This window comes from Nocardioides secundeburneus, from assembly GCF_039939255.1.
Lineage (GTDB): Bacteria > Actinomycetota > Actinomycetes > Propionibacteriales > Nocardioidaceae > Nocardioides.
This window is the reverse complement of record NZ_JBDUUE010000007.1, coordinates 221,299-239,059: the sequence shown is the minus strand read 5'-3', so window position 1 is coordinate 239,059 and position 17,761 is coordinate 221,299. Positions and strand designations below refer to the sequence as shown.

Here is a 17,761-nt window from a genome sequence, read left to right as displayed (position 1 = left end):
CCCCGCTAGGCGCCGAGGCTCTCCTTCTCGGCGGCGATGGTCGTGTCGTCGCCGTGCCCGGTGTGCACGACGGTGTCGCCGGGCAGCGCGAACAGCCGCTCGCGGATCGAGTCGACGATGACGTCGGCGTCGCTGAACGAGCGACCGGTGGCGCCCGGTCCGCCGTTGAACAGCGTGTCGCCGGTGAACACGCAGCCGAGGTCGGCCGCGTAGAGGCAGACGGCGCCCGGTGCGTGGCCGGGCGTGTGCAGCACCTGCAGCGTCGTCCCGCCGACGTCGACCGTAAGGCCGTCGGACAGGTCGACGTCCCACAGGTAGTCGGTGTGGGTCAGCTCCCACAGGGGTCGCTCGTCGGGGTGCAGGAGGATCGGCGCGGCCACGGCCTCGCGCAGCGCCGGGGCGACGCGGCAGTGGTCGTCGTGGGCGTGGGTGAGCACGATGGCCTTGACCTTGCGCTCCCCCACCACCGCGAGGATGTCGTCGACCGAGTGGGGTGCGTCGACGACGACGCACTCGGTGTCGTCGCCGATCACCCAGATGTTGTTGTCGACGTCGAACGTCTCGCCGTCGAGCGTGAACGTGCCCGACGAGACGGCGTGGTCGACCCTGACCGCCGAGGAGGCGCTCACAGGACCACGACCGAGCGCAGCACGTTGCCGCCGTGCATCTTCTCGAACGCGGCCTCGATGTCGCCGATGCCGATCTCCTCGGTGACGAAGGCGTCGAGGTCGAGCCGGCCCTGGCGGTAGAGGTCGACGAGCATCGGGAAGTCGCGCGAGGGCAGGCAGTCGCCGTACCAGCTCGACTTGAGCGCCCCGCCGCGACCGAAGACGTCGATGAGCGGGATCTCGGGCACGGTCATGTCCGGCGTCGGGACGCCGACCAGGACGACGGTGCCGGCGAGGTCGCGGGCGTAGAACGCCTGCTTCCACGTCTCGGGCCTCCCGACCGCCTCGACGACGACGTCGGCGCCCTCGGCGCCCGGGTAGGTCTGGGCGCAGATCGACTTGATGGCCTCGACCGGGTCGGTCTCGCTGGAGTCGACGAGGTGGGTGGCGCCGAGCTTGCGGGCCGCCTCGAGCTTCTGCTTGTCGATGTCGACGGCGATGATCGGGCTCGCGCCGGCGAGCGCGGCGCCGGCCACCGCGGCGACGCCCACGCCGCCGCAGCCGATGACGGCGATGCTGCGGCCGCGTCCGACCTGGCCGGTGTTGATGGCCGCGCCGATGCCGGCCATGACCCCGCAGCCGAGCAGGCCCACGGCCGCCGGGCGGGCGTCGGGGTCGACCTTCGTGCACTGCCCGGCCGCGACCAGCGTCTTCTCGGCGAACGCGCCGATGCCCAGCGCGGGCGACAGCTCGGTGCCGTCCTCCAGCGTCATCTTCTGCGTGGCGTTGAACGTCGCGAAGCAGTACTGCGGCTCGCCGCGGTTGCACGCGCGGCAGTCGCCGCACACCGCGCGCCAGTTGAGGATCACGAAGTCGCCCGGCTGCACCGACGTCACGTCGGGACCGACCGCCTCGACGACGCCGGCGGCCTCGTGACCGAGCAGGAACGGGAAGTCGTCGTTGATCCCGCCCTCGCGGTAGTGCAGGTCGGTGTGGCACACCCCGCACGCCTGGACCTGGACGACGGCCTCCCCCGGGCCGGGGTCGGGCACGGTGATCGTGACCAGCTCGACGGGCTCTCCCTTGGCCTTGGCGACGACGGCCTGGACCTGCTGCGGCATGCGTGCTCCTGTGCTCGATCTGCCCGGTGATGCCGGACGGCGGTGGGCTCCATGCAACCGCATCGGTGGTGACGCCGGTAGGAGGGGCGGGGTCGAGGGACGGGTCGAGGGACGTCGCGTGCAAGACGTCCGCCAGCCCGCTGCAACCTCTCGGCGAGAACGTGCGTCTTGGTGACGTGAACGAAGGAGGCCCCCGATGCAGCTCCACAGCCGCAACAGAGCCGAGACTGACGACATGAGCACGGGCGACCGGCACGACCGGCAGGCCCGCCGCGACGAGGAGTTCACCTCCTACCTCGCGGCGCGCCAGCCGAGCCTGCTGCGCACGGCGTACCTGCTCACCGGCGACCGGCACACCGCCGAGGACGTCCTGCAGACCTCGCTCGCCAAGCTCTACCTGGCGTGGGACAAGGTCCGCGACCGCGACTCGGTCGACGCCTACGTGCGCCGGATCATGGTGAACGAGAACAACTCGCTGTGGCGCCGGCCGTGGAAGAAGCGCGAGCACGCGACCGACCTGACACCCGAGGGCTTCCACGACACGCCCTACGAGGACACCTACGACGACGGGCAGGGCACGGCCCTGTGGGACGTCGTCCAGTCGCTGCCGCCGAAGGCCCGCGCCGTCGTCGTCCTGCGGTACTACGAGCAGCTGAGCGAGGCCGAGACAGCCGACGTGCTCGGCATCTCGGTCGGCACCGTCAAGTCCCAGTGCAGCCGCGCGGTCGCCGCGCTGCGCACCCGCGTCCCAACGTCCCTCCACCCCGGTGGCGGAGCCGAGGAGGTCCGATGAACGACCAGCACCACGACCAGACCCGTGACGAGCACGGCGACGAGCCCTGGGAGGGAGCGATGAGCAGCGAGTTCGACCGTCGCGTCCGCGACCTCAACGCGGCGCCGCTGTCCCTCGACTCCGTGAGAGGCAAGGCCATGACCATCCAGCGCAACCGACGGCTCGCCGTCGCCGGCGGCATCCTCGCCGCGGCCGCCGTCATCGTGCCCGTGGCGGTCGCCGCGGGCAACGGCCTCGGCGACAGCTCCCCCGACGACGTCCCCGTCGCGACGAGCACCCCGAGCGCCACCGACCCGGCGACGGTCGACCCGGCGCCGGCGGCGTCCGGGCCGTCGTACCTCGAGGGCGCGACGTGGCACCGGCCCGACGGCTCGGTCTACGAGCTGCCCCGGGCGACCTACGACAACGTCGTGCAGCTCGGCGACCGCATCGTCGCGGGCGACCGCGACAACGAGGGCAACCTGAGCATCGACCTCATCGAGGACGGCGCGGTCGTCGAGACGCGCGACGCCGCCGGCGGCACCGCCCTCGTCGCCAACCAGGCCGGCGACCTGGCCGCCTACGTGACCCCCGACGGGCTCCTGCAGACGATCTGGGCCGACGGCGAGCGGACCCTGTCCGACGACGTCCAGGGCTGGTCGATCCGCACCGTCGTCGGCGGGCCCGACTGCGAGGACCCCGAGGCGGGTGGCTCCGGCTGCCGGGTCGTGCTGACCAACGACATGGTCACCAGCGACGCCCGCTCCATCGACTCCCACGGCATCGACGACGTGGCCCTGCCCGGCACCCAGCTGGTCTACGACGTCGACGACGCCGGCCGGCTCGCCGTCATCTCCCGGCTGGAGGACTTCAAGGAGTGCTCGGCCGTCTACGACCCCGAGACCGCCGAGAACACGATCGAGTCGTGCGAGCTGCGCTACACCGAGTTCTCGCCGTCGGGCCGCTACCTGCTTGCCGAGCCGGCGCAGACCGACGGCTTCGGGCCGGCCTGGATCGCGGTCGTCGACACGGCCACCGGCGACGAGGTCGCCCGGTTCGACCCGCCGGGCGACGGCGGCCCGACCAGGTACTCCTGGATCGACGACGACACGTTCGCCGCCCAGTTCTTCGACTTCGGCGCCCAGGAGTGGTCGATCCAGACCCTGACGATCGGCGACGACCAGCCGACCGTCGTCGCCGGCCCGGTGAAGGGCTCGGACTTCGAGTCGCCGTTCGGCCTCGTCGGCCGCTAGGACGCCGGCCGGGGACCGGGGTGGGTCAGGTCGGCCACTCGACCGTGGCCAGCACCGAGGCCATGACCTGCTCCTGGTACTCGCGGGTGGTGGCCTTGTCCCAGGCGAAGGTGATCGACACGACGTTGGCGCCGACCTGGGCGGCGAGCTTGTCGGCCCAGTACAGGTCGCCGAACTCGCTGAAGTTGGCCGCGGCCATGCGCACCCCGTCGACGACGACGGGCGCACGCCTCGTCATCGGGTCGGAGGACGACTGCCGGAGGTAGTCCTGCAGCTCGCGCATGGTGAATCGCGGGGTCGGCTGGGTCGGGAACGCGAACAGGGTGATCGTCGTCCCGCCGCCCTTGCCGCCGGTGGCCGCGACCGAGAACGGACCGTCCATGTCGGGCTCGAAGCCGACGGGGACGCGGAGCCGGTAGTCCTCGTAGACGAGCTCGAGGCCCTCGGCCGGCGCCGGGCCGGTCGTCTCGGACGTCGGTTCTGACGTCGGTTCTGACGTGGGCTCGGAGGTGGGATTCGACGTCGGCTCGGACGTCGGCTCGGACGCCGACGACGCGGGACCGCTCCCGGCCTCGGGGTCGGAGGTGCCCGAGCACGCGGCCAGGACGGCAGTGGCGACGACCAGCGCGATGACGGAGGCGCTGCGGGTGCGTCGACTCATGGCGATCCTGTTCCGAGAGGTCTGGAGGCTCCCAGCCTAGGGTGGCGGGCGACGGACGGGGCCGGGGGTTTGGGTCCGGCTCGTCCGGGTAGGCGGTCCTTGCACCGGGCAACACCGACGAGGAGCACAGACGAGATGCCAACCCCTCCGCTCAACCTGATCCCCTTCGCCGACGGCATCCAGGACTTCCTGGAGAACCTGAACATCGACGAGGAGATCATCCGCAAGACCGTCGCGCACCTGCTCGGCTCCGCCGACGCACTCGACGAGATGGACTTCGGGGAGATCCGCGAGTCCGCCTTCGGCGGCTCGTGGACGGCCGAGTCGATGGGCCACCACACGGCGCTGGCCCACGACTACTTCGTCCGCTCGCTCTCCTCGATGGTCACCACCCTGACCGGCACCAGCGACTGGGTGCGCAACTACCACCGCGACATGGTGATCGAGGACGAGGAGATCGAGCTCACCAGCCAGCACCTGCTCGAGGAGTACGACCTCGAGCCCACGCCGCCGGGTGGCACTCCCGGTCGCGACAACGGAGAGGAGCCGTCATGACCGGCGCACCGGGCCCCCAGGAGACGCGGTTCCGTGCCGCGATGGTCGGCGCCGACCCGGAGGCCGTCGAGAAGTCGGCCGAGACCTGGCGCAACACCAAGAAGCTCCTCGACGAGCTCGCCGGCGCCCTGGCCGTCGCCTCGACCCGCGACATGCAGCTGACCGGTCGCGTGGGGGTGACGTTCAAGAAGAACCTCGCCAAGGCCGTCGCCGACATGCGCGACGACGCGCAGCGGCTGAAGGAGGGTGCCGACGCGCTCGACGAGGTCCACCCGATCCTGAGGGAGGCCGTCAAGAAGCTGCACTCCCTTGACGGTACGGAGATCCCCGAGCGCCCCGACCCGACACCGCGTCCGACGAAGACCGACGAGAACGGTGACGTCAAGCCCGAGGGCAAGCAGCCGACGATGGCCGACTACCAGCTCGAGATCGACCGTCGCGAGAGGATCTCGCGCGAGCGGGCCGACGACCTCGAGGAGGTCTTCCGGCGCACGATCCCGGTGATGAAGAAGATCCACGGCATCCCCGACCCCCAGCGGCCGAACGGTCCCGGCGGTCCGGGTGGCCCGGGTGGGCCGGGTGGGCCGGGTGCCCCCGGCGGCCCCGGCCGGCCGCCGACGCCCGTCAACATGCCGCCGCCGGTCCCGCCGGGCACCCCCACCCCGCCGACCCCGCCGACGCCGACTCCCCCGGGCCTCCCGCCGGGCACGCCGCCGGGCCTCCCGCCCGGTCTGCCTCCCGGGGCGCCACCGGGCACGCCCCCGTGGGACTACCCCGAGACCCCGGTCCCGGTCCGGCCGGAGGGCCCGTCCGCCCCGACCAGCCCCCAGGGCCCCGGCGGCTACGTGCCCGGCCCCGGCGGCAGCGGTCCCGGTCCGGTCGGCGCGCCACCGTCCCCGAACGGCGTGAACCCCGGCCCCCTCGCCGCCGGTGGCCTGCTCGGCGGCTCGGGTGCGCCCGGTGCACCGGGCGGTCGCAGCATCGTCCCCGGTGGCAGCGCACCGGCCCCGCGACCGATCGGGTCCGGCGGGCGCGCCGCCGGTCCCTCGGGCGCTCTCGGGCGCGGCGGCGCCGTCGGCACGGGCTCCCCGGTCACCCGCGGCGCCGGTGGCGGCGTCGGCCGTGGTGGCGTGGGTGCGGCCGGCGCAGGTCGTGGTGGCGCCGGTGGTCGCGGTGGCGCCGGCGGCCGGGGCGGCGCCGGTGCGCGCGGTGCGGCCGGCGGACGCGGTGGCGTCGGTGCCGGTGGCGTCGGCGCCGGCGGGCGTGGCCGCGGACGCGACGAGCGCCGCGACGGTCGCGAGCGCGACCTGTTCGACGACGGCAGCGACTGGACCGACGACGAGGGCGCCCCCGAGGTGCTCGACTGAGTTCGTCCGACCTCAGGTGAGCCCGAGGCTCATGACCACGGCCGTCTCGCCGTCGCGGTAGTAGCGGCGGCGGCGGGCGATCTCGACGAAGCCGCGCTCGGCGTACAACGCCAGCGCGGCTTCGTTGTGCTCGCGCACCTCGAGCAGCACGCGCTCGGCCCCGCCGGCCCGCGCCGCGGCGACCACCACGTCGACCAGCGCCCGGGCCAGGCCCGTGCGGCGCCGTGCCGGGGTCACGGCGATGCGCTGCAGCTCGGCCACCTCGCCCGCCAGGCTGACGACCGCGTAGCCGGCCGGACCGCCGGCGGCGTCGTCCGGCTCGGCGACGAACCAGGTCACCGTGGGCACCTCGCCGCTCACACCGGCGGCGACCAGCGTCGACGACCACGCGTCGACGCCGAGGTTCTCCTCCTCGAGCCGGGCGAGCGCGTCGGCGTCGTCGGGGCCGGCCTCGCGGATCACGACACCGGCTTGCGCGGGCCCGGCACCTCGGCGTCGGGACGACGCAGGTAGAGCGGCTCGGGGTCGAGCAGCTCGACCCGCTCCTCGACGACGGCACGGCCCAGCCAGCCGGCGCTCGGACGGACCGGCCCGACACGCTGCGGGAACGCCTCGGGGTAGAGCACCGCTCCCTCCCCCACCACCGGGACGTCGGTAGCGACGTCGGCCGGCTTGTCGACCGCGGGGCCCTCCAGTCGCTGCCCGTCGGCGTCGTAGGTGGCCAGGTAGACCTCCTTGCGACGGGCGTCGGTGGCGACGACGAACGGCGTCGAGACGGCGCCGGTCTCGACGGCCTCGAGCGCCAGCGCGTCGAGGCTGCACACCCCGTAGACCGGGACGTCGAGCACGAAGCCGAACGTGCGCGCCGTGACCAGCCCGACCCGCAGGCCGGTGAACGGCCCCGGCCCGGCCCCGACGGCCACGGCCGTGAGGTCGCGGCGCGTCGCGCCGGCGTCGGAGAGCACCGCCTCGACCAGCGGCGCGAGCTGCTCGCCGTGGCGCATCGTCTCCTCCGAGACCCGCTCGGCGACCACCGCGCCGTCGTCGTCGAGGAGGGCGACGGTGACCTGGGGCGAGGCGGTGTCGAAGGCGAGCAGCACCCGCCGAGGATAGTCGTGGACGTTCTGCACACCGACGACGCCGGTGCGGAACGTCCACGACTGTCGGTCAGGCCCTGGCCCAGCGGGGGCCGAGGCGGAGGATCTCGACCAGGCGCGGGTCGACCTCGTCGTCGGGGCCGGACGGCGGGGTGGCCGAGCGGGTGATGCGGACCTGGAGGCGCGACTCGGCGAGGTCCTCGGCGACCCCCTCGCCCCACTCGACGACGGTGACGGCGGCGTCGAGGGTGGTGTCGAGGTCGAGGTCGTCGAGCTCGGCGGCGCCGCCGAGGCGGTAGGCGTCGACGTGCACGAGCTCGGGACCGCCATGGGTCGAGGCGTGCTCGCGGGCGATGACGAAGGTCGGCGACGTCACCGAGCCCTCGACGCCGAGGGCCTGCCCGAGGCCCTGGGTGAACGTGGTCTTGCCGGCGCCGAGGTCGCCGGTGAGGACGACGAGGTCGCCGGCGCGCAGCTCCTGGGCGATGCGCGCGCCGAGGGCCCGCATGTCCTCGGCCGTCGGCACCTCGTGGACGGCGGGCACCGGCCGCACGAGCTCGACGTAGGGCGAGCGGCGATCGGTCTGCACGAAGCCACGCCGGGCCCAGAACGCGATCGTGCGCGGCAGCTCCTCGCGGGCGACGACACGCAGCCAGGCATAGCGGCCCATCGCGAGCGCCGCCTCGGTCGCGGCCTGGATCATCGCGCCCGCGACGCCGTGGCCCTGCGCCGCCGGCAGCACGCCGAAGCGGCGCAGGTAGACGGCGTCGCCGACGGCGTCGAGCAACAGCGCGCCGACCGGCTCGCCGTCGACACGCGCGACGAGGCCGCCACCCAGGGCGAGCCGGGTGGCGATGGAGGCCACGGTCTCGCTCATCGCGTCGGCCGGCGGGTCGAGTGGCGGACGGCTGCCGAAGGCCTCCTGCACGATCGCCAGGACGACGGCCGCGGACTCGGGTCCGACGCGGCGGACCGACAGCGAGGCGCTCACCGGGTGGCGGCGCGGGTGGTGGCCGCGGTGATCAGCTGGTCGAGCTCGGCGTTGACCTGGTCGTGCCGCTCGAAGGGGACCATGTGGCCGGCGCCGTCGCACTCGAGCAGGCGCGAGCCGGGGATGCGCACGTGCAGCTTGCGGGAGTGGCCGATCGAGGTCAGCTTGTCGGCGGTGCCGCAGATGATCGAGACCGGCACCTCGTCGAGCCCCTCGACGAAGTCGAACTTGTCGAGGCTGTCGAAGCTCGGGAAGAAGTCGGCGACGACCTCGAACGGCGTGGCGGAGAGCATGTCGTCGACGAACGAGACGTAGGAGTGCGGCACGTCGCCGCCGAAGGCGAAGCGGCTGGTGGCGGCGTTGGCGATGTAGCGACCGACCCGGCGCACCTGGTCGACGGCGGCGTGGCCGTGGGCGAGCGTCCGGACGGCGCGCAGCGTGGCCCGGTTGGTCAGGCGCGCGGGCAGCAGCGGGATCAGGATGCGGCTCGGGTCGAGGCCACCGGCCGTGGTGGAGATGAGGCCGACGCCGATGACCTTGGTGCCGATGAGCTCGGGGTAGGCCTCGGCGAGCGCGACGATCGTCATGCCGCCCATCGAGTGCCCGACGAGGACGACGGGCCCGTCGGGCACGACCTGGTCGATGATCGCGCGCAGATCGTGGCCGAGCTGCTCGATGGTGGCGTGCTCGCGGTCGGAGCGTCCGGAGCGGCCGTGGGAGCGCTGGTCGTAGTAGACGGTGCGCACGAGCCCGCGGTAGGCGGCACGCTGGAAGTGCCAGGTGTCGAGGTTGAGGCAGTAGCCGTGGATGAACACGACCGTGACCGGCGGCGTGACGCCGTGGCGGCGGCCCGAACGCTCCTCGACGTCGTCGACCTCGACGTGCAGGGGCAGGCCGTCGTCGGCGACGACGGTGCGTCCCGGCGTGCGCAGGCTGCCCAGCGGCACCGACTCGCCGGCGTCGACGGAGACCGAGCGCTGCTGGCGCAGGAGGTTGACGGCGGTGCCGGCCGCGGCGAGGCCGACGGCGCCGCCGAGGGCGCCGAGCAGGCGGCGTCGGCGGCTCACGGGCGGACTCCTGTGTAGCGGCGGGACATCCGTCCTCCGATCCGGGTGACGATCTCGTAGTTGATGGTGCCGCACGCCTGCGCCCAGTCCTGGGCGGTGGCGCGCCCGTCGCCGGGCGGGCCGAAGAGCACCACCTCCGTGCCCTCGGGCGGCGTGTCGCCGCCGAGGTCGACGAGCACCTGGTCCATGCAGACCCGCCCGCGCACCGGACGGCGCACACCGCCCACGGCGACCTCGAGCCGGTTGCTGCCGGCGACCGGCACGCCCTCGGCGTAGCCGGCCGGCACGAGCCCGACGGTGGTGCGTGCCGGCGCCGTCCAGGTGTGGCCGTAGGAGACGGCGTCGCCGGCCTCGAGCTGCTTGACCAGGGCGAGCTCGGCGCGCACGGTCATGGCCGGGCGCAGGTCGGTGCCGTGGTCGACGGCGGGGGCGGGGTCGAGGCCGTAGGTGGCGAGCCCGACGCGCACGGCGTCGTAGCGGGCCTGAGGTCGCAGGATGGCGGCGGCGGAGTTGGCGAGGTGACGCAGCTCGGGGCGCAGCCCGACGTCGTGGCCCATCGCGACGGCGTCGTCGAACGCGGCCTGCTGGGCGTCGTTGGCGGGGTGGTCGGGCTCGTCGGCGCAGGCGAGGTGCGACCAGATGCCGGTGATCCGCCACGTGCCGGCGACCTCACCGGCGCGGGCACGCTCGAGGAACGGGCGCCAGTCGGCGCGCGAGGCACCGCCGCGATGGAGTCCGGTGTCGACCTTGAGCTGCACGCGCGCCGGCGCACCCACGTACGCGGCGGCCGCGGCGATCTCGTCGAGCTCGGCGACGGTGTAGGCCGTGAGGTCGACGTCGGCGCGGATCGCGTCGTCATACTGCTCGTCGGGCACGGTGAGCCAGGTGAGCAGGCGGCCCTCGTCGCCGTCGGCGCGCAGCGACCGCACCTCGTCGAGCGTGGCGACGGCCAGCCACTCGGCGCCGGCCTCGCGCGCGGCCCGGGCCACGGGCAGCAGGCCGTGGCCGTAGGCATCGGCCTTGACCACGGTGATCATCGGCACCCCGACCAGCTCGCGCAACAGGCGGACGTTGTGGCGGATCGCGTCGAGGTCGACGACGATCTCCGCCCGGGTCAGTCCGCTCACGAAGCCGATTGTCGCAGCACGTCGCCGAGCACCGTCGGCAGCGCCTCGGCCACGTCGCCGGCGGTGATCGGTCCGCGCCGGGCGGCGTGGGTCGCGGCGGCCCCGTGCAACCAGGCGCCGACCGCGGCGGCGTCGAAGGGGTCGAGACCGGCGGCGGCCAGGGCGCCGACGACCCCGCCGAGCACGTCGCCGGCGCCCGCCGTGGCCAGCCACGACGTGCCGGTCGTGTTGGCGCGCACCCGGCCGTCGGGGTGGACGACGAGCGAGCGGCGTCCCTTGAGCAGCACGGTGCAGCCGAAGGCGTCGGCGGCCCGTCGGGCGTGCGCGAGCGGGCGAGCCTCGACGTCGGCACGGTCGGCGTCGAGCATCGCGGCGAGCTCGCCGGCGTGCGGGGTGAGGATCGCGTCGTCGCGGTCGCGCGGGGCGTGGGCGAGCGCGTCGGCGTCGACGACGGTCGGGACGCCGTCGTCGAGGGCCGCGGCCAGGGTGCCGGCGGCGCCGTCGCCGCTGCCGGAGCCGACGACCCAGGCCTGCACCCGGCCGTCGCCGACGACCTCCGGGTGGTTGCGGTGCACGAGGGCGAGCACGGCGTCGTCGCCGACGTAGCGCACCATGCCCGCGAGCCCGCAGCTCGCGCCGGCGACCGAGAGCAGCCCGGCTCCCGGGTAGCGCTCGGAGCCGGCCCGGACGCCGACGACGCCGCGGCTGTACTTCTGGGCGTCGGGGGCCGGGCGCGGCAGCAGTGCGGCGACGTCGTCGGCCCGGAGCGCCTCGACCGCCGGAGCGGACAGGTGCGGCCCGAGCCCGATGTCGACGAGGTGGACGACGCCGGCCGCGCGCGCGGCGGGGTCCACGAGGTGGGCGACCTGGTGGGTGCCGAAGGTGACGGTCACGTCGGCGCGCACGTGGTGGCCGTCGTCGGGGAGCTCGCCGGTGTCGACGTCGACCCCGCTCGGGGTGTCGACCGCGACGAGCGGGACGCCCCGCAGCGCCTCGAGGGCGGCGACGGCGTCGGGGCGCAGGCCGGCCCGCCCGCCGATGCCGACGATGCCGTCGACGACGAGGTCGGGCCGGGTGGCCGGTGGTGTGGTGGTGGTGCGACCACCGGCGCGGCGAAGAGCGGCGAGGCCGTCGTCGTGCACGCGGTCGGCCAGCAACCAGGCGGTGACCGCGAGGCCGCGGCGCGCGAGCACGGCGCCGGCGAAGAGGGCGTCGCCGCCGTTGTCGCCGCTGCCGACGAGCAGCACGACGCGCCGTCCGTAGGTGCCGGGGGTCAGCAGGTCGAGCACCGCGTGGGCCAGTCCGGTCGCGGCGCGCTGCATCAGCACGCCGTCGGGCAGCGTGGCCATGAGGGCGGTCTCGGCCGCGCGGACCTGCTCGACGGTGTGGGCCTGGCGCATGTCTCCGACGGTAGCGAGAGGAGTCCCGACAGGCTCGACCGCTCCCGCGGTCGAGCCTGTCGGGACCCGATGACTCAGCGCTTGACGACGACCGTCCGCGTCGCCCGGCTCGCACCGTAGGCCGCGGTCGGCACGTAGGTGACGACGAGCCGGTAGCGGCCCGCCTTGCGGGCCGGCAGCGTCAGCGAGACCGTGCCGCCGGCGAGCCGGAACGCCGAGGCGCCGACGCTCTGGCCGGCGTAGGTCACCTTCACCGCGCCGGTCGGGACGACGCCGGGGGCCGCGACCCGGACCGTGGTGCGGGGCCGCTTGCCGGCCTTCGGCCTGGCCGGTCCGACGATGCGGGTCGTCGTCACGGCCGGCAGGACGGGGCGACCGACCGACGTCGACGTCGCCGGAGCGTGGTCGGCGAGGGTGCCGGTCGCCTGCAGCGTCAGCGTGGCGCGCACGTCGGCCGGGATCACCCGGTAGGTCGAGCCGACCCCACCGGGGATCGGCTTGCCGTCGCGCAGCCAACGGTAGGCGGTGGTCACGCCATCGAGGTCCCACGTCGGTGCGACCGCGGAGAGGACCTGCCCCACACGGCTGACACCGGTGGTCGCGGCCGGCGAGGTCGCGACCGGCGCGGCCAGCAGGTCGACGCCGACGGTCGCCGTGCCGACGCCGTCGACCGTGGTGGTCTCGAGGTCGGTGTCGACGAGGTCGAGGACGTCGGCCGAGACGGCGCCACTGCCCTGGGCCTTCGCGGTGAAGGTCAGCGTGGCCAGCGTGGCCGGGCCCGACGTCGACGGGGACGTGCCGAGCTCGGAGCCGACGACGCGCACCGTGCCGTCGCCGGGCTCGACCGACCCGAAGGGCATGGCGTCGGTGCCGGTGGCGCCGACGTAGTCGAGCACGGCGGCGTCGAAGGACAGGTCGAGACCATAGGTGAAGACGTCGTCCGCGGCGTCGGCGGCGACGGTCACGGTGACCTCGTCGCCGATCTCGACGTCGGGGTCGGACACCGTGACGGTGTAGCCCGCGGCGCGCTCCACGACGGCGCCCTTGGGCGCCGGCGCCGGGTCGAGTGCCGGGTAGAGCGCCGGGGTGGTGCGGTGGCGGGTCGCCTGCTCGTAGGCGTAGGCGATGCCGAGCAGCTCGCCCTCGGAGTAGTTGCGACCGACGAGCTCGAGGTTGACGCCGGCGCCCGGGATGGCCTCGGAGGCGTTGGCCTGGCCCATGGGCACGGTGACGGCCGGCATGCCCGTGTTGGGGCTCAGCCGCATGTTGGTGCTGTGGGTGCCGTAGCCGTTGCCCGACGGGTAGATCAGCGCGTCCCAGCCCCGGGTGTCGAGCATGGAGGTCAGCACCGTCTCGCCGTTGGCGATCGCCGCCGTGTGCGTGCCCATCCACGTGGCGTACTGCTGCTCGGTGATCGCGTTGCGCGAGGTGTAGGTGCCCGTGCGGCTCGGCACGAGGCGACCCGACGCGATGATCGTGGCGAGGTCGCGCGTGGCGATGTCGTCGTCGAGGTGGGTGGCGATGTAGCCGTTGAGGTCGTGCTTGAACTCGTTGGTGCTGCCGCTCGCCTCGTTGAGCGTCGTGTTCAGCTCGGTCGTCGTGATCGGCTCGACGGTGGCGCCCTGGGCCGTCAGGTCGGCGACGGCCTGGTTGAACAGACGCAGTGTCGTGGCATTCGTCGGGACCATCGACGTCAGGTATCCGAACTTCTTGCCCTCGAGGGCGCCCGGGTCGAGGAACGAGGTGTACGACTCCGGAACCTGGCCGGCCTGCTCGGCGGTCACCGTGTCGGCGGCGTCGACGCCGACCACGGCGTCCAGCGCGATGGCGGCGTCGGTGACCGAGCGGGCCATCGGGCCACCGGTGTCCTGGCTGAGCGCGAGCGGCACGATGCCGTCGCGGCTCGCGAGGCCGACCGTCGGGCGGATGCCGACGAGCTGGTTGTACGACGACGGCACCCGGATCGAGCCACCGGTGTCGGTGCCGAACCCGATCGCGCCGAGGTTGGCCGAGATCGAGGCGCCGGTACCGCCGGACGAGCCGCCCGCCGTCCGGGCGAGGTTGTAGGGGCTGGCGACGAGCTTGCTGGTGCCCGCCGGCTGGTTGGTCGTGTACTCCGAGGCGAAGCCGAAGGCCCACTCGTCGAGGGTCGCCTTGGCCATGATCACCGCGCCGGAGTCGCGCAGGCCCGCGACCATGAACGCGTCGGTCTCGGTCTGGTTGGTCTCCCAGCTGCCGTGGCCGGCGCTGGTGGGCATGTCGAGCGTGTCGTAGTTGTCCTTGAGGATGATCGGGATGCCGTCGAGCATGCTCCGCGGTCCGCCGTTGGCCGCCCGCAACCGGTCGCTCTCGGCGGCGGCGTCGAGCGCCTTCTGACCACCGGTGGTGATGATCGAGTTGAGCGCGCGGACGTGCGCCTCGTCGACGAGGCCGTCGTAGGCCGCGATGCGGTCGAGGTAGGCCTGGGTCAGCTCGACCGAGGTGAGCACGCCGGCGTTCATCGCCTTCTGCATGTCGACCGCCGAGGCCTCGATCAGCTCGAACTCGCCGTCGTCGTACATGACGCGCTGCGCGAGCGCGGCGACGTCGGTGAGCGTGATGGCGTCGTCACCGTCGAGGTCGGCGGCCGCGACCGCCCCCCAGCCGCTGTCGCTCGCCGTCGTGCCGATGGCCGCCACGAGCACGTCGAGGTCGGCCTCGGTGACCTGGTCGTCGCCGGTGAGGTCGGCCTCGGTGTAGTACGGCGCCAGGAAGCCGCCGGTGCCCTCGGCGCGGGCGGCGCTTCCCGTGGTCTCGGCCCGCGTGGGTGCCGGTGTGGTGACGACCGCCATGGTCGCCAGGGCGACCGATCCTGCGATGGCGGCCGCCAGCTGCTTGCGTGTGCTCACGCACGTCCCTTCGTCGTTCGTCCCTGTGGCCCGAGACGGCGAACGTAGGTACGGGATGTTTCGGGTCGGCGTCGCCCGTGCGCGCTCGCGCGTTACGGCTGGCGGCGCCGGGTCACGATTCGAGCACGACGACGGCCGAGGCGATGCCGGCGTCGTGCGACAGCGACACGTGCACGTGGACGACGCCCAGCTCGTCGGCGCGCGCCCGCACCGTGCCGCGCAGCTCGAGCCGCGGCCGTCCCGACTCCTCGGAGTACACCTCGGCGTCGTGCCAGGCCAGGTTGCCCGGCGCCCCGAGCGCCTTGGCCAGCGCCTCCTTGGCCGCGAACCGCGCCGCCAGCGACGCCGGCGGGCGCACGGCCTCGGCCGGGGTGAACAGGCGCGCGCGGAGTCCCGGCGTCCGCTCCATCGACGCCGCGAACCGCTCCAGGTCGCACACGTCGATGCCGACCCCGATCACCGCCACGGACGAGCCCTACTCGACCGTGACGGACTTGGCCAGGTTGCGGGGCTGGTCGACGTCGTGGCCGAGCGCGGTGGCGAGCTCGCAGGCGAACAGCTGCAGCGGCACGGTCGCGACGAGCGGCTGCAGCAGCACGGGCACCCGCGGCAGGCGGATGAGGACGTCGGCGTAGGGCTCGATCTTGGTGTCGCCCTCCTCGACGAGGCAGATCGTGCGCGCACCGCGGGCACGGACCTCCTGGATGCCGCTGATCATCTTCTCGTGCAGCTGGTCGCGACCGCGGGGCGGGACGACGCACAGCACCGGCAGCCCCTCCTCGACCAGGGCGATCGGGCCGTGCTTCAGCTCGCCGGCCGCGAAGCCCTCGGCGTGCAGGTAGGCGATCTCCTTGAGCTTGAGGGCCCCCTCGAGCGCGACCGGGTAGCCGGCGTGGCGACCGAGGAACAGCACCGAGCGCGACCCGACGTGGGCGCGGGCGAGGTCGTAGACCTGCTGGGCTCCGTCGAGCACGGTCTGGATCTGGTCGGGGATGGCCTCGAGCTGCTCCATCACCTGCTCGATCTCGTCGCCGTACCGGGTGCCCTTGACCTGAGCGACGTAGAGCGCGAGCAGGTAGCAGGCGACGAGCTGGGTGAGGAAGCCCTTGGTGGAGGCCACGCCGATCTCGGGGCCGGCGTGGGTGTAGATGACGGCGTCGGACTCGCGCGGGATCGTCGAGCCGTTGGTGTTGCAGATGGCCAGCACCTTCGAGCGCTGGGTGCGGGCGTGCCGGATGGCCTGCAGCGTGTCGGCGGTCTCGCCCGACTGGCTGATGGCAACCACGAGCGTGGAGTAGTCGAGGATCGGGTCGCGGTAGCGGAACTCGCTGGACAGCTCGACCTCGACCGGGATGCGGGTCCAGTGCTCGATGGCGTACTTCGCGACCATGCCGGCGTAGAACGACGTGCCGGCCGCGATGATGATCATCTTGTCGATGTCGCGGATCTCGTCGTCGGAGAGCCGCATCTCGTCGAGCTGCAGCAGGCCGTTCTGGGCCCGGCGTCCGAGCAGCGAGTCGGCCACGGCGTGCGGCTGCTCGAAGATCTCCTTGCGCATGAACCAGTCGTGGCCGTCCTTCTCGGCGGCCGAGAGGTCCCAGTCGACGTGGTAGCGCGTGCCCTCGACCGCCACGCCGGCGAAGTCGGTGACGGCGACGCCGTCGCGGGTGATGGTGACGACGGTGTCCTGGCCGAGCTCCATCGCCTCGCGGGTGTGCTCGATGAAGGCCGCGACGTCGGAGCCGAGGAAGTTCTCGCCCTCGCCCAGGCCGACGACGAGCGGGCTGTTGCGGCGGGCGGCGACGACCCGGTCGGCGTCGTGGGCGTCGACGGCGACGAGCGTGAAGGCGCCCTCGAGCCGCTGGCACACGCGCTGCATCGCCGTCGTCAGGTCGACGCCGGAGGCGACCTGCAGCTCGAGCAGGTGCGAGACGACCTCGGTGTCGGTCTCGGAGACCAGCACGTGGTCGTCGGCCTCGAGCCGGGCGCGCAGCTCGGCGAAGTTCTCGATGATCCCGTTGTGCACGAGCGCGACGCGGCGCTCGCGGCCGAGGTGCGGGTGCGCGTTGACGTCGTTGGGTGCACCGTGGGTGGCCCAGCGGGTGTGCCCGATGCCCGTGTGCGACGGCGGCAGCGGGTCGTCGGCGATCGCCTTCTCGAGGTTGGCCAGCTTGCCGGCCTTCTTGGCGTCGACCAGCACCCCGCCCGCCTCGCCGTCGGCGACCAGGGCCACTCCCGCCGAGTCGTAGCCGCGGTACTCCAGGCGCCGCAGCCCCTCGACGACGACGTCCTGGGCCTGCTTCGGCCCCACGTACCCGACGATCCCGCACATGGGCGCTCACTCTACGGCGCGCGCGGCCGCACGGCGGTGCGGGCTCAGCGGGAGCGCACGACCCGGGTGCGGGCGACCATGTCGCCCACGCGCCGGTTGTCCTTGCTGGCCAGTGCCACGACGAACCCGACGAGGTAGAAGGCGAAGCCGTCGACGATCCGCAGCGCCGTCCGGACGGCGATCGCGCCGGTACCCGCCCGGCCGCCGTCGGCGGCGACGACCTTCGTGCCGACGACCTTCTTGCCCAGGGTCTGCCCGCCGATCGACTCGGCGAGTAAGAAGTAGACGAGCACCGCCACGACGAGGAGCAGCGTCGGTCCGGCGCCGAGCTCGAGGCTCACCCGGTCGCTGCCGGCCTCGGCCTCGCCGAGCAGCAGGCCGATGACGATCGCGAGCGGCACGCCGACGACCAGGGTGTCGAGCAGGAGCCCGCCCACCCGGAGCCCGACCGAGGCGTTGTCGGTCTGCGGCGTCGTGGCGGCGGGCGTGGCGGTGGCGTCCATGGCACGGTTGTAGAGCAGC

17 protein-coding genes are annotated in these 17,761 nt (G+C 73.7%); 4 read left to right on the top strand and 13 right to left on the bottom strand.

The features are described 5' to 3' along the window. Nucleotides 1–5: 5 nt before the first annotated feature. Nucleotides 6–629, bottom strand: a complete 624-nt coding sequence (locus tag ABFT23_RS19840; RefSeq protein ID WP_347898348.1) for an MBL fold metallo-hydrolase — start codon at nucleotides 627–629, stop codon at nucleotides 6–8. Beyond that, nucleotides 626–1,729, bottom strand: coding sequence for an S-(hydroxymethyl)mycothiol dehydrogenase (locus tag ABFT23_RS19835; protein WP_347898346.1), 1,104 nt, complete (start codon nucleotides 1,727–1,729; stop codon nucleotides 626–628). Before ABFT23_RS19835 ends, ABFT23_RS19840 begins: the two co-directional genes overlap by 4 nt. Nucleotides 1,730–1,964: 235 nt before the next feature. On the opposite strand from ABFT23_RS19835, the gene ABFT23_RS19830 reads away from it, so the two are divergent. Both ABFT23_RS19830 and ABFT23_RS19825 read left to right on the top strand, forming a co-directional pair. Then, a complete protein-coding gene (locus ABFT23_RS19830) occupies nucleotides 1,965–2,522 on the top strand; it encodes a SigE family RNA polymerase sigma factor (RefSeq protein ID WP_347898343.1) in 558 nt (185 codons plus the stop codon). Beyond that, nucleotides 2,519–3,754, top strand: coding sequence for a hypothetical protein (locus tag ABFT23_RS19825; protein ID WP_347898341.1), 1,236 nt, complete (start codon nucleotides 2,519–2,521; stop codon nucleotides 3,752–3,754). The genes ABFT23_RS19830 and ABFT23_RS19825 overlap by 4 nt, the downstream gene beginning before the upstream one ends. Nucleotides 3,755–3,779: 25 nt before the next feature. Here ABFT23_RS19825 and ABFT23_RS19820 read toward each other — a convergent pair whose 3' ends face one another. Next, the gene (locus tag ABFT23_RS19820) at nucleotides 3,780–4,415 is read right to left on the bottom strand and encodes a hypothetical protein (protein ID WP_347898339.1); all 636 of its coding nucleotides are present in this window, start codon (nucleotides 4,413–4,415) and stop codon (nucleotides 3,780–3,782) included. A gap of 135 nt (nucleotides 4,416–4,550) precedes the next feature. Between ABFT23_RS19820 and ABFT23_RS19815 the strand changes: the two genes are divergently transcribed. After that, the gene (locus ABFT23_RS19815; RefSeq protein WP_347898337.1) at nucleotides 4,551–4,970 is read left to right on the top strand and encodes a hypothetical protein; all 420 of its coding nucleotides are present in this window, start codon (nucleotides 4,551–4,553) and stop codon (nucleotides 4,968–4,970) included. Continuing rightward, nucleotides 4,967–6,337, top strand: a complete 1,371-nt coding sequence (locus tag ABFT23_RS19810; protein ID WP_347898336.1) for a hypothetical protein — start codon at nucleotides 4,967–4,969, stop codon at nucleotides 6,335–6,337. The genes ABFT23_RS19815 and ABFT23_RS19810 overlap by 4 nt, the downstream gene beginning before the upstream one ends. 12 nt (nucleotides 6,338–6,349) lie before the next feature. Here ABFT23_RS19810 and ABFT23_RS19805 read toward each other — a convergent pair whose 3' ends face one another. The 10 genes from ABFT23_RS19805 to ABFT23_RS19760 form a co-directional block, all read right to left on the bottom strand. Then, a complete protein-coding gene (locus tag ABFT23_RS19805; protein ID WP_347898334.1) occupies nucleotides 6,350–6,799 on the bottom strand; it encodes a GNAT family N-acetyltransferase in 450 nt (149 codons plus the stop codon). After that, complete coding sequence (gene tsaB, locus ABFT23_RS19800; protein ID WP_347898332.1) at nucleotides 6,796–7,437, bottom strand: tRNA (adenosine(37)-N6)-threonylcarbamoyltransferase complex dimerization subunit type 1 TsaB; 642 nt, start codon at nucleotides 7,435–7,437, stop codon at nucleotides 6,796–6,798. Before tsaB ends, ABFT23_RS19805 begins: the two co-directional genes overlap by 4 nt. Before the next feature lie 67 nt (nucleotides 7,438–7,504). Next, nucleotides 7,505–8,425 carry a tRNA (adenosine(37)-N6)-threonylcarbamoyltransferase complex ATPase subunit type 1 TsaE gene (tsaE, locus tag ABFT23_RS19795; RefSeq protein WP_347898331.1) on the bottom strand — a complete coding sequence of 307 codons (921 nt, stop codon included), beginning with the start codon at nucleotides 8,423–8,425 and terminating at the stop codon, nucleotides 7,505–7,507. Next, nucleotides 8,422–9,492: an alpha/beta fold hydrolase gene (locus ABFT23_RS19790; protein ID WP_347898329.1), complete on the bottom strand. Its 1,071-nt coding sequence runs from the start codon at nucleotides 9,490–9,492 to the stop codon at nucleotides 8,422–8,424. The genes tsaE and ABFT23_RS19790 overlap by 4 nt, the downstream gene beginning before the upstream one ends. Further along, complete coding sequence (gene alr / locus ABFT23_RS19785) at nucleotides 9,489–10,619, bottom strand: alanine racemase (protein ID WP_347898327.1); 1,131 nt, start codon at nucleotides 10,617–10,619, stop codon at nucleotides 9,489–9,491. Before alr ends, ABFT23_RS19790 begins: the two co-directional genes overlap by 4 nt. Further along, the gene (locus ABFT23_RS19780) at nucleotides 10,616–12,019 is read right to left on the bottom strand and encodes a bifunctional ADP-dependent NAD(P)H-hydrate dehydratase/NAD(P)H-hydrate epimerase (RefSeq protein ID WP_347898326.1); all 1,404 of its coding nucleotides are present in this window, start codon (nucleotides 12,017–12,019) and stop codon (nucleotides 10,616–10,618) included. The genes alr and ABFT23_RS19780 overlap by 4 nt, the downstream gene beginning before the upstream one ends. A gap of 74 nt (nucleotides 12,020–12,093) precedes the next feature. Continuing rightward, a complete protein-coding gene (locus tag ABFT23_RS19775) occupies nucleotides 12,094–14,907 on the bottom strand; it encodes an amidase family protein (RefSeq protein WP_347898324.1) in 2,814 nt (937 codons plus the stop codon). A 112-nt stretch (nucleotides 14,908–15,019) separates the two neighbouring features. After that, complete coding sequence (locus ABFT23_RS19770) at nucleotides 15,020–15,373, bottom strand: holo-ACP synthase (RefSeq protein ID WP_347898322.1); 354 nt, start codon at nucleotides 15,371–15,373, stop codon at nucleotides 15,020–15,022. A 9-nt stretch (nucleotides 15,374–15,382) separates the two neighbouring features. Next, a complete protein-coding gene (gene glmS, locus ABFT23_RS19765) occupies nucleotides 15,383–17,239 on the bottom strand; it encodes a glutamine--fructose-6-phosphate transaminase (isomerizing) (RefSeq protein WP_347898320.1) in 1,857 nt (618 codons plus the stop codon). 44 nt (nucleotides 17,240–17,283) lie between these two features. Continuing rightward, the gene (locus tag ABFT23_RS19760) at nucleotides 17,284–17,742 is read right to left on the bottom strand and encodes an RDD family protein (protein WP_347898318.1); all 459 of its coding nucleotides are present in this window, start codon (nucleotides 17,740–17,742) and stop codon (nucleotides 17,284–17,286) included. Nucleotides 17,743–17,761: the final 19 nt, after the last annotated feature.

Excerpts from the sequence above, each read along its gene's own strand:
- ABFT23_RS19825 (WP_347898341.1), top strand. The coding sequence starts at position 2,519 with ATGAACGACCAGCACCACGACCAGACCCGTGACGAGCACGGCGACGAG.
- ABFT23_RS19760 (WP_347898318.1), bottom strand. The coding sequence starts at position 17,742 with ATGGACGCCACCGCCACGCCCGCCGCCACGACGCCGCAGACCGACAAC.
- ABFT23_RS19810 (WP_347898336.1), top strand. The coding sequence starts at position 4,967 with ATGACCGGCGCACCGGGCCCCCAGGAGACGCGGTTCCGTGCCGCGATG.
- ABFT23_RS19820 (WP_347898339.1), bottom strand. The coding sequence starts at position 4,415 with ATGAGTCGACGCACCCGCAGCGCCTCCGTCATCGCGCTGGTCGTCGCC.
- ABFT23_RS19815 (WP_347898337.1), top strand. The coding sequence starts at position 4,551 with ATGCCAACCCCTCCGCTCAACCTGATCCCCTTCGCCGACGGCATCCAG.
- ABFT23_RS19780 (WP_347898326.1), bottom strand. The coding sequence starts at position 12,019 with ATGCGCCAGGCCCACACCGTCGAGCAGGTCCGCGCGGCCGAGACCGCC.
- ABFT23_RS19835 (WP_347898346.1), bottom strand. The coding sequence starts at position 1,729 with ATGCCGCAGCAGGTCCAGGCCGTCGTCGCCAAGGCCAAGGGAGAGCCC.
- glmS (WP_347898320.1), bottom strand. The coding sequence starts at position 17,239 with ATGTGCGGGATCGTCGGGTACGTGGGGCCGAAGCAGGCCCAGGACGTC.
- ABFT23_RS19830 (WP_347898343.1), top strand. The coding sequence starts at position 1,965 with ATGAGCACGGGCGACCGGCACGACCGGCAGGCCCGCCGCGACGAGGAG.